This window comes from Lysinibacillus sp. FSL L8-0312, from assembly GCF_038003285.1.
GTDB classification, from domain to species: Bacteria; Bacillota; Bacilli; order Bacillales_A; family Planococcaceae; genus Lysinibacillus; species Lysinibacillus fusiformis_D.
On sequence record NZ_JBBOOV010000001.1, the window covers coordinates 1189219 to 1203324 of the forward strand.

Here is a 14106-nt window from a genome sequence, read left to right on the forward strand (position 1 = left end):
CCGACATGTTAGTAAAAGAAGATGTTATCAACGCATTACAACAAGTAGAAGATCCAGAGCTTCATCAGAGTATCGTCAAATTGAATATGGTGCGTAATATTCAAATAAACGGCACCCATCTATCGCTGGATATTATTTTAACCATTCCAGGTTGTCCTTTAAAAGCGAAGATCCAGCATGATGTGGAAAAAGCATTACAAGCGATTGGTGCCTCCAGTGTTGCCATTACCTTTGGGGCTATGACAGATCAGGAACGTCGCACATTAACTGCGTCTCTACAAGCGAAAAATGTGACAGAGCAAGGAATGCCGAATATGCTACTGCTTAATTCTGGTGTGCAATTCATTGCCATCACAAGTGGTAAGGGCGGTGTTGGGAAATCGACTGTGACCATTAATTTAGCAGTCGCCCTTGCCCGTCTCGGCAAACGGGTAGGAATACTTGATGCGGATATCTATGGCTTTAGTATTCCTGCTATGATGAATATTGACCAAAAACCTACTATGCTTGACCAAACAGCTATTCCAGTAGAAAGTCATGGGGTTAAATTAATGTCGATGGGCTTTTTTACCAATGACAACCAGCCTGTTATGTGGCGTGGCCCCATGCTCAACAAATGGATTCGCAATTTCCTTGTCAACACATTATGGGGAGACTTGGACTATCTTCTGATAGATTTACCACCAGGGACAGGCGATGTGGCCATTGATATGGCAGCCATGATTCCTCAGGCACAGGAAATCATTGTAACAACACCACATCTTGCTGCTTCTCACGTCGCATCCCGCGCAGGCTTGATGGCTCAACATACGAAACATACTATTCTTGGTGTTGTTGAAAACATGGCTTATTTTGAAGGAGCAGATGGTCAAAAAAACTATCTGTTTGGACAAGGTGGAGCCGATCAGTTAGCAGATTTACTGCAAACACAAGTAATCGCCCATGTTCCTTTCGCTCAGCCTGAAGAAAATACAGGCTCATCAGTATATGAGGAAGAAACGATTATCGGTGAGATATTTACTAACCTAGCAGAAGATTTGCTTTACCAATAAAACAAAAATCCCTTGATTTGCTTTTACACAAATCAAGGGATTTTTCTGTCACAAATAGCCTGCCTTTTTTAACACTTGCATGAAATAAAAACGGTACGTATTTTGAACGAAGGTATCTAAAGGTAGTCCAACATTGACCTGATATTTCGTAAAAATAAAATAAAACCGTTTATCCCATTTTAAATGCAGGAGCTCCCCTGCCTCTTCACCATATTTCATAGTAAATTCCTCAATCAAAGGCTCAATCATCTCATAACAATAGTCTTTTAAATGGGCGAGTGCTTCAATATCTTTATCCCTTTGAAAGCGTATAATCCAATCCACTAATTGCTCATTCATGTTTGTACGTCATCCTTTTACATAGAGTTTCTTCCTATTAAATTATACTCCTTTTTTACAGAATCGAAAAATGAACAGTTTTTTCAAATAGATGGTTTTAACTTGTTGTCAAAAGGATAAATATTGGCATTCGCCACTAATCAATAGGTCGATTCCACCGCAGATGATATTGAACATTCCTATTTTTCGTTTCTTTATCCAATACTAATAATCTGTCACCTGCTTGAATAACATAGGTCTCCTCTAATGTACGTATACCAGGTTGTTGTTGGTCAGGATTGATAACACCTATATTTTCTTCCCACAATACTTGATGATTATTCATATCATAAAACAAAACCATATGGTCAGCACTTTCCCGCTGTGTTTGACGATAAGACACGAGAGCTGTTTTTTTTGCGATATCCACATCAATCACTTTAGGTTCTAAATTTTGGTAGGCTTGAATGGCAGGCTCTGTTAGAACAGCCTGACTAAAATCTTGAATTACCTGATAGTCCTCTACAGACTGTGGGTGTGTGGCAAAATATCCAGGCAACCCTGTCTCAATGAAGAAACGAGCTGTTAGGAAATCTTGAGCTTTTGGGTTCTCACTTAAAGTTTCACCATCAAAGTGATAGAATTTGCCATCGACACCCTCCAAATATAAATTATTTTGTAAAATAACCATCTGATGTGCACCATTACTTAATTTATCTATTAATGGCTGATATTGCTGACGAAATTCTTGTTCAGAAAGTATTTCCTTTCCTGTTGCTATATCTAACAGTGACAATTGACCAAACTCATCATCACGATGATGAACAAGAAGACCACCCATAAAATTCCCAATCAATGTATCTTTATGGGAAGCTGATTTTGTCCATTGCTTTTCACCTGTCTCTAAATTCACAGCCACAATGAGATAATGAGCAAGCAAATGCGTAATGCCATTCGATGTTCCATTATTTTCAGAGCCCTGCACCATTTGGACAGCGATGTGTTGTGAATCATCTGTATAAATGGGCGAATCAGATTTTATAGGAAAGCTTCTCCCCGCTAAGCCAAAAACAATCATGACTAGATTGCTAACCACTATAAATACAACTAGTAAAATGCTAGAAATAACAAGGCTTTTACGTTTAATGACGATAAACAATAACAGTAAAAATCCTAATCCCAACACGATACATAAAAAAATATCATGCATCAGCCAGCCATTCAAACGCCATGAATACATATATCGTTGAAGAAATTGTTCCACCTCTCTACCTCCTCTAACAGCGATTAACTAAAATCTGAATAGAGCACATAACGGTCACATTCCAAGCACTGAAATAAATAGCCTTGATGATGACCATTGTTCATTAACGATGCTGAAAGCTCATCTTTCGAAAAGCCTGTATAATTATCAAATTGATCCTCAATACCTAGCTCCACTATATCACTCCAGCCAACATAGCCGATAAACGCACAATAGTCCGAACAATGAGCTACCCAATTATTGCCCTGCCAGCTTACGTAGCCGGGCGTTCGATAGAGAATTTCTTGTACAAAGGCAGGGTTAGTAACCTGTTCATCATCCATTAAATCTTGCTGGAAAGAGCCATCATATTTTTGGGCAGCCTCTCCACTGTGGATGCAAGAAGGACAAAGATAATCTACATCCTCAATAGCGTAAATACCTCCTGTGTAATAGACATCCACTTGCTGTTGACAGCAATCACAGACAACGATTTCACCTGTTTCAAAAATTTTCGCCTCAAGCGGTTTAGGAACATATTTAAAGGTTGGAATGATTGTTTGAGTTGGCTGTTGGTCGTTTATTTTTCGTGGTAGCAGAGGATTCACCAAATTTGGTTGATTTATGTAGGTTTGCAGAACACCATATTTTTTTCGATCTTTTTTATCAGCTTTATTCATAATGGTCGTAAAAAGCTGATAAGCCTCTAGGTACATCCTAAGCAAGCAATAGACTTCTACTAGTAGCCTTAACGTTTCTTCCGTTTGCTGCTCCTGCTTTAATCGCTCTTTGAAAACATGCATCTGATTAATCGTTATCGGATCTGAAGGATGAAATTTTTGTCTTAGCTCATGCCATTCCTTAGCAATTGTCATAAAAAATAGACCTCCTTCTCACTCGTCATTTTATTTCACAAAAGAGTAATCTTTTATCATTTGGCAAATTTCCACCTTATAGTTCGCGTACCATTTATCTTGTCCCAAGTGTTGTGCGGTTAAATGTTTGGCATTATCTTTCCATGCTTGAATAGCCTCTAGCGATTCCCAATAGGACACCGTAATGCCTTTTCCTTCCTCGTTCCTGACACTTTCAACACGCAGAAAACCAGGCTGTTGCTGTGCTAGGGCATCGATGAGGTCAGCCATTTTGCCATAGCCCTCCCCATCCTGTTTAGTTCTTTGAGATGTAAAAATCACTGCATAATAGGTTTCCATTTATTTCTCCTCCTCTATTACTTTTATTGTAAACGATAATGAAATTAACTAAAATCAAAATATAGAAAACTGAAAGGATTGTGACATATGGGAATTAATCCAAACATGGCGGAGGTAGCGGCACTTCTTGGCGAAAGGTCAAGAGCAACCATTCTTGCTAGCATGATGGACGGGCGTTTTCATACAGCTAGTGAACTGGCGTATATGGCTGCCATTAAACCACAAACTGCTAGCTTTCATCTTGCTAAATTAGTAGAAGGAAAGCTGATTAAAGTTGAAAAACAAGGGCGGCACCGTTATTTTCAATTAGCTGGTGAGGACATTGCTCAATTTCTTGAGTCTTTTCTCGTCATCTCACCGCCACCTGAAGTACGTTCTTTAAAACAATCTAGCCAAATGAAATTATTGCAGGATGCTAGAACTTGCTATGACCATCTAGCTGGTAAATTAGGTGTCCAATTAACAGAGTCAATGGTGGATGCAGGCTATCTAAAATTAGAGGACAAACAATTTATCCTGACAGATGAAGGCACTTTATTTTTTACTACATTCGGGATGGATCTAGCTGCTTTAAAAAGAAAACGACGCTCCTTTTCACCTGCTTGTTTAGATTGGAGTGAACGACGTTACCATTTAGCAGGTGCACTAGGCCATGGTCTATTAAACCAATTATTAAACCTCGGCTGGCTTACACGTGTACCATCTATTCGCGCCATTAAAGTGACTGAGAAAGGTAAAAGAGGTTTTAAAGAGGTATTTCATTTAGACAGCTAGAAGAATAGAGGGCTTTTGGATTGCCCCACTAGCCCTTTATTCTACTAAAAGTACGATTTACTAAATAAATCCCACTAATGATAAATAACCCACCAACCACTAACGATTCATGTAACGTTTCGTCTAATACTACCCATCCTGTTAGCACCCCAAAAAAAGGTGCTAAAAATAAATAGGCACTTGTTTTTCCTGGATCACTATTTTGAAGAAGATAGTACCAGCCTGCAAATTGAATGATGGAAGAAAAAATACTAAGCCAAAACAAAATCAATAATGACTGTGGATTGACAATAAAGTATGGTTGCTCTAACACAGCACTTCCTAGTAAAAGGAGTAAGCCCCCAAACAGCATTTGATAGGCTGATAAAACCCATGTATCAAAGAACATTCCCCATGTTTTCACTAAAAGTGTTGCAATCGCCCAAAATACAGCGGATAAAAGTCCAAATAGAAGACCTATTTTCAATTCAATTTGTGCCCCCATTGTAATGATCACTCCGATTAAGCCAAGCACAACCCCGATCCACTGATAGAAACGATAGCGTACTTTGGTAAAAATGGTGGCAAATATGACAACGAGTAAAGGGTTTGTAAATGTTAAAATAGATGATTCACTTGCTGTAATGGTGCGTAGACTTAAAAAAATACACCCCATTACACCAGCCGTTTGAAATGCTCCGATGATGCATAGCTTGAGCCATTCTCTCTTTGAGGTCGGATGAGGTCTTTTGAAAATCATGACAACAATGACCATTAGAATCCCTGCCAGCATAAATCGAAGGGCAGCCAATAATAATGGTGATGAATACGGTAATCCTAATTTTACGATAGCAAACGATGAACCCATTAAAAAGGTTGTTACTACTAGTAAAGCAATAAATTGATAGTTTTTCATACAAGATACTCCTAACCTGTTTCATTAATCACTACTATCTGATTATAAACAGGAAGCTATTCAACGCTTATCGAAGTATGGATTACATCCATGTAAAAGAATGGGACAATTAGATTGCTACTTAAAGCGACTTCATTGGGGGAGGTATTTTATTTTCATGAATTTCAATAAAAAATCTTACCTCTAACAACAAAGAGGTAAGATGCTATAACTATCAGTTATCCATAAATTCTTTTAGGTTTTCAACAATTTCTTGTGATCTTGTATGGTGTAAGTAATGGTCACCGTCCAATGTGATTACTTTTCCATGAACTGAATTTTTGACTTGCTCTTCATGCAATGGTATCCAATTTTTTTCAATGCCTTCACTTTTCGCCTGAACAAATAACAAAAGAGGTAAATCTTTAGGGAAAGTTACGTTTTTGGCAGCTATAAAATTCATTTCTATATTTGTTAATTCATTGGAAGTGCTCGTATTATAAAAGTTTTTGTTTGTAATCATCCGTATTTGTTCTTTTGTGTCATCATCATACGGTAGGCCAGCATATGGATCGTCTGAAAATTTTATAAGAACTCTAGCGATCCCGGTTTTTTTGAGAAGTTGTAACGACTTAATTGGGAATTTCGTATCCATACCGTCTTGAGTAGGCACACTGCTATCAATCCCGACAAATGCAGTCACCTCATTCGGATATTTATTGACATAATCAAGTCCATAAATACCTGCTATAGAGTGTCCCATGAGCATATAGCGGTCAATTTTCAACGCCTGTAAAGCTTCATGAATCTCACTCACTATGTTGTCGGTGCTTCGTTCTTTATCGGTATCATCACTTAAACCATAGCCAAAAGGCTCTATTGAAACGACTCTGTAATGAGGAGTCAGTTCTTCGATAAGTGGCTTAAAATCAAGTGTTGGTGCTGCTGTTCCGAAGCCTGGTAGTAGGACGATTGTTTCTGCCCCCTTCCCTTGGATGGTAACATTCATTTTTCCTTCATTCACAGTAATGAGCTGACCATAGTGTTCTATTTTCCCTTGCTCTATTTTGTTGCAGATAATATTTACAATAAACACAATAGCAAGTAGCAGTACTATCGTTAAACCGATAACAGCTATTGTTTTAAGTAAGATTCGAAAAAATTTTTTCATTTTTATGCACGAGGTTCATCTTTGCTCGTGCTTTCCTCCCTTACAACCGTTATTCCAGCTAGCTTACTTAGCTGTTATTGATCAGTGTAAAGGACGAAGATGTCTACTATATGACGGTAATATGAACGCAATATGAACAACAAAAAAATTTCGCTATCTCACGCATTTACTGTGTGATAAGAGGCAATTGGATAATAATGGTCGTTCCTTGTCCAAGCTTACTCTCTACTTGAATGTCTCCTTGATGCAATGATACGATTTGCTTAACGATTGCGAGACCCATTCCACTCCCATCATATTTACGACTATGTGAACGATCCGCCTTAAAAAACCGCTCAAAAATACGCTTCTGATCCTCTAAAGAAATCCCAATGCCCGAATCACTTACTCGTACTATCACATGATGAGCGTCCTGCTTCATACTGACCCCAATCATACTACCTTCATTGGAAAATTTAATACTATTAGTAAGAAGATTGGTCCATACCTGATTTAATTGGTCATAATCAGCCATTATATGAACAGCCTGTAAATGAAGATTAAACTGGATGTTGCGAGCAGACCATTGCGGCTGAATGGCAATAATTACTCGCCTAATTTGCTCATCCAGACTAAACGTCGCACATTGCATTGGCTGTGTCTTCGACTCGAGCAAACTTAGCTTTAACAGGCTATCACTCATCTTAGACATTCGCTTTGCTTCCGACATGATAATATCAAGATAGCGACTTTTCTCCTCGTCTGTAATATCTACTTGCTTCAATGCTGCTGCATAGCCTGATATGGAAGTAAGTGGTGACTGAACCTCGTGTGAGACGTTCGATACAAACTCTCTCCGCATTTGCTCCAATTGCTGTAACCCCTCCGCCATGTCCTCAAAACTTTTGGCCAAGGTACCTAGCTCCCCTGATTGTTTAATATTTAACTCGACATTGAAATCTCCACCTGCAATATGCTTTGTTGCTGTTGTCAATTTTTTTATTGGCTTGACGAGAAACCTAGCAGCCACTATAAACACGACACTGCCAATAACAAGAGCATAAGTAGCAAAATTCAATATCAATTTTATAGCAAAGGAAGTAGAAGGGAGGGAGATGGGTTCGATAAACATCGCCTTAGTCCCCATTGCAGTTTGTAGTGGCATTCCTACAAAAATAGACGAAACACCACCCGGATTAACTTGAATGACTTCCCCATCCTGTACACTTTGAACTTGTGTCATTGTTACATTGGCCAGTGGAACACCCTTTTGCTCTCCGTAGGATTTGAACTGCCCCTTTTCTTCATAAATGCGGATATAGTAGGATTCAAGCTGATGCATTTCACGAATAAATTGTTCTGCTTCATTAAATGGCAATGTCTCAAATATATGGACAATGTCCTGACCAAAATTCACTAGGGGGATTTGTAAGTTTTCATTCAATTTATCTTCAAATACCCATGTTGCCATAAAAAAGGATATAGTTGTGCCACCAATTACGGCAACTAGAAATGTTAAAACGACACGCGTATATAATGATTGAATCATTCGTTAACCTCAAGTCGGTAGCCAAGACCTCGTACTGTCTCAATCTGAAATTCAGTTGTTGCAGTGAAGCGCTCGCGCAGACGCTTAATATGTACATCGATCGTTCGATTATCGCCAGCATAGTCCATTCCCCAAATTTGATCGATCAGCTGCTCTCGTGTGTAGACCTGCCCAGGTGTTTCCGCAAGCTTAAATAATAATTCAAACTCCTTTAGCGGCAGTGAAATAGACTCTGTTCCATTTTTAATTTTATAGGTCTGACGATCCAGCATGATTTGACCAAGTTGAATGATCTGCGAGTAGCCAATCCTGTAGCGCTTTAGAAGAGCCCTTACTCGTACCGTCAACTCTAGTGGGTCAAAAGGCTTTGTCAAATAATCATCTGTTCCGAGCTCAAAGCCCTTCACTTTTTCCCATGTTTCCCCCCTTGCTGTTAGCATTAGTAAGGGAAGCTCAGCATTTACTTTGCGCAGCTCCTTACATAACGTCCAGCCATCCATCGTCGGCATCATAATATCCAGCACAACAAGATCGACAGGCATTGAGTGATAGATGGCTAGAGCTTCTTTGCCATTCTCGGCCTCCATTGTTGTGAACCCGTCTTTGCGCAGAAAAAGGCAAACAAGTTCACGAATATTCGCATCATCATCCGCAACAAGTATAGTCGGCATACGTTCGTTCCCCTTTTCCAATGTATTATTCACATACATTATACTATATATCTGCTTCACTTCCCTTTTACCACACACTGTTATCAATAGCTGACGTCCCAAAAATAAAAAACCCCCTTCCTCTATACGAAAAAACGATAAAGGAAGAGGATTCTATTCAAGCAATCAGCTGTGCAAACCACGCTACATAATGGGCGCCAGGAATCAATAATAGCTGTGCCACAATCGTTCCTAAAAATCTAGAGAACATCATCATAACGGAAGCTTTTTTTAATTCAAGATAACTTCCTCTCTTATTGATAACATCATCGGCCAGTATGGATATTTTAGGATCAATAAATAGAATCAAAAGTATCGTCGCTATGCCATTGATTAATCCAGATGCCATAACCGCAGTAGTCTTTAGTTCTGGTACTAACAAAGTGGCATACAAAGCAGATAAAACGCCAATGGTATAAATCGCTGTTATGACAATATTGATAACAAATAATTTCATTGGTATATCCCGTAAGCTAATACCTTTTAAATAAGTAAAATGAGGTTTATGAATGTGCTTCATACCTCGTCTTACATATTCAAACGTAAAGCCCTTTTTCAATAAAGCGGGGATTGAGCCTCTTTCCTCTGCCAAATGGACGATAGCCCTTGAAAAAATAGCTATGAAGGTTGGAATTAGTAAGATCCCTAGTAATGTTCCAAGTGATGCCGCTCCAATAATCAGTCGAAATTGGTTTTCTACATGTATCAAAGCCTGATCGGCTGGTGCTGTATCAACAAGACTTCCTGTAAATGGTTGCTGCATCATATTCGCCAGCCTCGACACCATGACCATCACATTAAAAAGAGATAAAGCCGATGCTAGTAATTTAACACGTGCCCCTGATAAACGTACGGCATAAGCAAGTGTTTCAATAGCATGAATGATTAAAATGAATAAAGCAATCATGATTAATTTATCTGTGATTAACTCCACTTCTATACCTACTCTTCGCTTTCCTACAATTTAACATTGTGACGCTTCTCCCACAAAATAGTTCCGATTGAAAAGATCTTACCCTAAAAAGATATGGGTAAGATCTAAAAAGCGCTTCTATACAATTGTGCTACGCTGCACTTCTAAACCAAATCACAGCTGGAACATTTATCTTTGTTCAAAGATGACGCCACTTAATTTTCTAGGTGGAGAAATCACCTTATAAGGGATAATGAACTTGTCCTTTTTGTCATGCACAGCGTGACATCCACGCTAGTAAGAGTGGCAGGTCTAAGATTATACACTTATAAATACTGTTCGTATGATAATCTTAACGAATTAGTTTCCACGTATAGGCTGACATTTTGTCATTGAAGTTATAAGACGTTAAATTGAATAATTGTGCTGAACCAGTTGTGTTTGCTATCGTTACACTATTCCCTGTAAAATTACTATGCTCATAGATAGTTATTTCTGTATAAGGTTTTAATAAAATGGATGACACTTGATCATTCCATTGAGAATGTGGAAGATAAGTCAAATCTATTCCCTCTCCATCTATATGCTCAAATAAGTGTGGCTCATCAGTTGGTAGATTGCGAAAATTAGAACGTATTATCTCTTCATGTAATTTCGGATTCCATCTATCACCTATATAGTCCATAATGATCCATCCAGCTTTTGTTTCAAGATTCTTTAGATGCTCTAATCTCACTTTAGCCGCAGTAATGCTATTCAAGTAGGAAGCATAGTAATACGGACTACTCCAAGCCGTACCACCAGAAGACAAACTCGTGAAATTGATATGAATGTGATTTGGGTTATCTTTATTTAATGCTGTCTCTTTTAGCATACTATCAATTGCTGCTTTCTTTTCCTCATAGTTCACATTATATTTATCTTGTACCGTTATTTTCACATTACCATTTGTCATAGAAGTAAATGTTGCGTTACCTTTCCACGCAAAATTTTTATATCCACCAGTCATCGTACTACCAGAATATCTTCTTAAGAGTACGATTTTTCCACGAGAATCCCCTAAAGTTATATTCCCTTCTGTCTTCAAGAAAATAGAATCTCCAAAATACTTATTTTCAAAGGTTCTAGCAAATGACTCTTTTGCTCCTGGCATGGATTCATACTCTTCTTTTAGAGACATTATAATGGTTTCACTTGGATGACTTTTTAAAAATTCTTTGGCTTCATTAATAAATTGCTGGAGTGTTACATAAAGATAAACAGGTCCATGATGTAGAACAATTGTATTATCATCCGTTACACGTCCTCTGATGTCAAAAAATCTGACACCTTGATCCATTTGAGAGCGAAAGTCATTTTCTTGCGTTTTTGCCCATACGGATTTTATAGGATCCTCCAGTTTGAATGTACCACTATCATGGGTTCCTGGAATAGAAATTTCTGCTAATGCACGAGAGTTAGGTATTTCTCTCATCCACTCTGATAAATTTAGATTATTTTGTTCGGAAGCTGCCAGAGAAGTTAAGTGGACACCACCTAAAGAAAAAAGCATTGTAAAGAAAAAACATATACTTGCGATTATTTTCTTACTTTTTAATATCACCATAAATACTATCTCCTTCTCTTTCACTCACTAAAAACTACCATTTATCCAATTTTAGTTGAGGTGAGTATGTCAGATCTAACAAAAGCATTCTATTATACTCCAATATCCAATGTTTTTTGAAAATGGATAGACAAGCTATAAAGAGTAGCTTCAAAAAACGTTTTTCCCAATCTACTTCTTTTAAAATACAAGTCTTATTAGATGAAATTAACAGGTGCATTGCATCGTTTTTTTTATCATAAAAAACGATGCAATAGAAATTCATACCAATTATCAATAGCAAAAAGTAAAGTAATCTACTTTGAAGATTCTAGATTTAATTCTTTTATTCCCTCTTTTAATGTGACTGCATCTATTTTTAATGTTTTCCAGCTGTCTTTAGCTGCATTCAAGTTAGGAAGTAAAAATTTAAATTTATTTTGTTCGGCCTTGTCAGCTGCATTCTCAATATGTCTGAGTACTCCTGTATATTGAGAATCTAAGTCATTCCATTGTGCAGACATAAAAGTAAGAGCATTAATCGCATCATCAAGTGCATTATACATCTCACTAATACTATTATGCGCAACTCCAACTACACGATTTAATGTTAATTTATAATCAACTGTCTGTTGTAATTGTTTTAATAACGGTTCTAATTGACTTAAATTCTCTTTTGCAATCCCCAACATAATACCGCCGGCAATTAGTGTAGGAATAGTAGGCACCGCTATTGTTATTATTCCATCAGATTCTAATTTTTTATAATAGTTTACTGATTCTAAAACTTCATTTAAGCGTTTTTGATCATCCTCAACTGCTGCCCCTTGGTTTTTTAAAATTGACTGTAAGAGCTCTTTGTTACTTCCAAATGCTCTGACATCTTTTCCAATATTGTCTCTTAATTCCGTTAACGCTTCTATTAATTGTTGTGCACATTTTTGATTTTCTTGAATTTCTTCTCGTAAATCTGTAATTCCTTCTATTAATGTTTCTCCATCATTTGCATTTATTGCATATACAATAACATCATAATAATTTTCAAATTTAGTATCGTATTCAATAATCCCCGTCAATGTATCGATCAACTGTTTTTTTACTTTTGTATCCCATGTAAGGGCGTGTGCTCTTGCATCCTTTTGGTCTTGTACAATTTTACCCGGTAAATCCTCGTATCCATTAATATTTATTCCTTCAAAGTTCACATCTGGATTTTTGATCAACATATACGAATAAGCATTCATAGATTTTGCAAAAAGCCCAGCCTTTTGCAAGGTTTCTCTCATTTTGGCTTCATTTGCTGAAAGAGACGTATCATCATAGTTCGTTTGCTCCATTTTGCTTGTAGTTGCATAAGCGGTTACTGGTGATACTATAGAAGTGGATGTCAGGGTTAAAGCGGCTGATACAGCAAGTAGATTGTAAAGAAACTTATTATTCATTTTATATTCCTCCCTATATACTTTTTAAGTTTTTGTGCATTAGTCTTGTGTGAAAGCAATGTCTTTTGCAATAAATTCCGCATCTTTATGAATATCATTCCAACTTTGTTTAGCTGCTTTTAAATCATCAGGTATTAAAGAGAGCTTATGATCTTGCATTTGATCGATATTATCATATAAGTCTTTATAATTTGCCCCCATTGTATTCCATTGCTTTTGGATGTTTGTTAGAGACATGATTGCTTGATCCACTGTTTGATACAAATATGTTAACGTGTCTTTTGTGTTATTAAGTGCAATAACTGCTTGGTTAGCAAGATCAGCTTTTGTGCTTAATTCCCCTATTTTATGGGAAATTTCGTTATAGGCATTCATATGATTAGATGCCATAATACCGGATGCTGTCCCTAAACCAATACCAGCTGCACCGAGTGCTGTAAGGCCACCAACAACAACCGGCGTTGCTGTTCCACCAGTCACAACAATTACTACCCCTCCTGCAATCGTTCCAATAACTAAAATAGCTGCTCCCAATCCTCCTCCAATTGACCATGCTAAAACATTGTTAAAATGATCTTTCTGAGTGGAAGATAGCTGCTGAATTTCAGCATGAAGTTGTGGAATCAATGCTTCTTTTCCAGCTAATATGGCTGTTAATCCACCCTTCCCATCTGGACCACCGACATTATTTTTAAAATCAATTGAATTTGTATAGAGTTTCGTTTTGAAATTTTCTAATATGTTAATTACTTCTGTCACTTCTTTTGAATTTGTATGAATTGAACTGATTAGATCACCAATGCCTTCTTTTAGCCCCTCCCTATCTTTTTTTTGGACAATGTCTATTAATGTGTCGTAATAATTATTAAATTGTTCATCGTAATTCACGATATTACGTGCTGTCTTTTGAATTTTTGGCTTCGCTGTATCTAACCAATAATTTGCATTGATTCGAGACAGATCCTGATTAAGGTGAATATTTTTGATTAATTCTCCCCCTTCTGACCCTAGATCAATATTGGAGAGATTTACATTCGGTTGCTTAATCATTGTTTTTGCGTACAAATCCATTACAAGAATATGAGATCCCGTTTCCGCTAACGCCTTCTTCAGTCCCTCAGGTCCTAATTCATAATTATCCTGTTTTTGAACGACCTCTTTTTGAGCGCTCCATTCTTGTGCAAACGCATGAATAGATGTACTATTATTAGCAGTTAAAAGCGTTGTCAATGCAGCCAAGGTTAACACCTTATACGAAAATTTCTTCATATTTTTTCCTCCC

General features: G+C 37.4%; 13 protein-coding genes and 1 pseudogene. 2 read left to right on the top strand and 12 right to left on the bottom strand.

What is annotated here, in order from left to right; all coding sequences use genetic code 11:
• Positions 1–5 precede the first annotated feature (5 nt).
• The gene (locus MHI22_RS06145) at positions 6–1052 is read left to right on the top strand and encodes an Mrp/NBP35 family ATP-binding protein (protein WP_058844572.1); all 1047 of its coding nucleotides are present in this window, start codon (positions 6–8) and stop codon (positions 1050–1052) included.
• A 48-nt stretch (positions 1053–1100) separates the two neighbouring features.
• Here the strand turns inward: MHI22_RS06145 and MHI22_RS06150 are convergent, their stop codons facing one another.
• From MHI22_RS06150 to MHI22_RS06165, 4 genes are all read right to left on the bottom strand, one after another.
• Entirely contained in the window at positions 1101–1391 is a 291-nt protein-coding gene (locus tag MHI22_RS06150) for a hypothetical protein (RefSeq protein WP_036126901.1), read from the bottom strand.
• 136 nt (positions 1392–1527) lie between these two features.
• Positions 1528–2634: a PA2928 family protein gene (locus tag MHI22_RS06155; protein WP_036126903.1), complete on the bottom strand. Its 1107-nt coding sequence runs from the start codon at positions 2632–2634 to the stop codon at positions 1528–1530.
• A 23-nt stretch (positions 2635–2657) separates the two neighbouring features.
• A complete protein-coding gene (locus MHI22_RS06160) occupies positions 2658–3488 on the bottom strand; it encodes a CbrC family protein (protein WP_340811398.1) in 831 nt (276 codons plus the stop codon).
• Between the two features lie 30 nt (positions 3489–3518).
• Positions 3519–3827, bottom strand: coding sequence for an antibiotic biosynthesis monooxygenase family protein (locus MHI22_RS06165; protein WP_036126906.1), 309 nt, complete (start codon positions 3825–3827; stop codon positions 3519–3521).
• 87 nt (positions 3828–3914) lie between these two features.
• On the opposite strand from MHI22_RS06165, the gene MHI22_RS06170 reads away from it, so the two are divergent.
• Positions 3915–4601: an ArsR/SmtB family transcription factor gene (locus MHI22_RS06170; protein ID WP_058844570.1), complete on the top strand. Its 687-nt coding sequence runs from the start codon at positions 3915–3917 to the stop codon at positions 4599–4601.
• A 28-nt stretch (positions 4602–4629) separates the two neighbouring features.
• Here the strand turns inward: MHI22_RS06170 and MHI22_RS06175 are convergent, their stop codons facing one another.
• From MHI22_RS06175 to hblD, 8 genes and pseudogenes are all read right to left on the bottom strand, one after another.
• The gene (locus tag MHI22_RS06175; protein WP_340811399.1) at positions 4630–5496 is read right to left on the bottom strand and encodes a DMT family transporter; all 867 of its coding nucleotides are present in this window, start codon (positions 5494–5496) and stop codon (positions 4630–4632) included.
• A 214-nt stretch (positions 5497–5710) separates the two neighbouring features.
• Positions 5711–6646, bottom strand: a complete 936-nt coding sequence (locus MHI22_RS06180; RefSeq protein ID WP_340811400.1) for an alpha/beta fold hydrolase — start codon at positions 6644–6646, stop codon at positions 5711–5713.
• A gap of 166 nt (positions 6647–6812) precedes the next feature.
• A complete protein-coding gene (locus tag MHI22_RS06185) occupies positions 6813–8174 on the bottom strand; it encodes a sensor histidine kinase (RefSeq protein WP_340811403.1) in 1362 nt (453 codons plus the stop codon).
• Entirely contained in the window at positions 8171–8845 is a 675-nt protein-coding gene (locus tag MHI22_RS06190; RefSeq protein ID WP_340812704.1) for a response regulator transcription factor, read from the bottom strand. The genes MHI22_RS06185 and MHI22_RS06190 overlap by 4 nt, the downstream gene beginning before the upstream one ends.
• Before the next feature lie 157 nt (positions 8846–9002).
• The gene (locus MHI22_RS06195; RefSeq protein ID WP_036126929.1) at positions 9003–9791 is read right to left on the bottom strand and encodes a lipid II flippase Amj family protein; all 789 of its coding nucleotides are present in this window, start codon (positions 9789–9791) and stop codon (positions 9003–9005) included.
• A 631-nt stretch (positions 9792–10422) separates the two neighbouring features.
• Positions 10423–11403 (bottom strand): annotated as a pseudogene (locus MHI22_RS06200) (phosphatidylinositol-specific phospholipase C domain-containing protein); the annotation flags it as partial.
• A 296-nt stretch (positions 11404–11699) separates the two neighbouring features.
• Positions 11700–12824 (bottom strand): HBL/NHE enterotoxin family protein, encoded by a 1125-nt coding sequence (locus MHI22_RS06205; RefSeq protein ID WP_036126924.1) that lies wholly within the window; start codon positions 12822–12824, stop codon positions 11700–11702.
• 39 nt (positions 12825–12863) lie between these two features.
• Entirely contained in the window at positions 12864–14093 is a 1230-nt protein-coding gene (gene hblD / locus MHI22_RS06210) for a hemolysin BL lytic component L1 (protein ID WP_340811405.1), read from the bottom strand.
• Positions 14094–14106 lie beyond the last annotated feature (13 nt).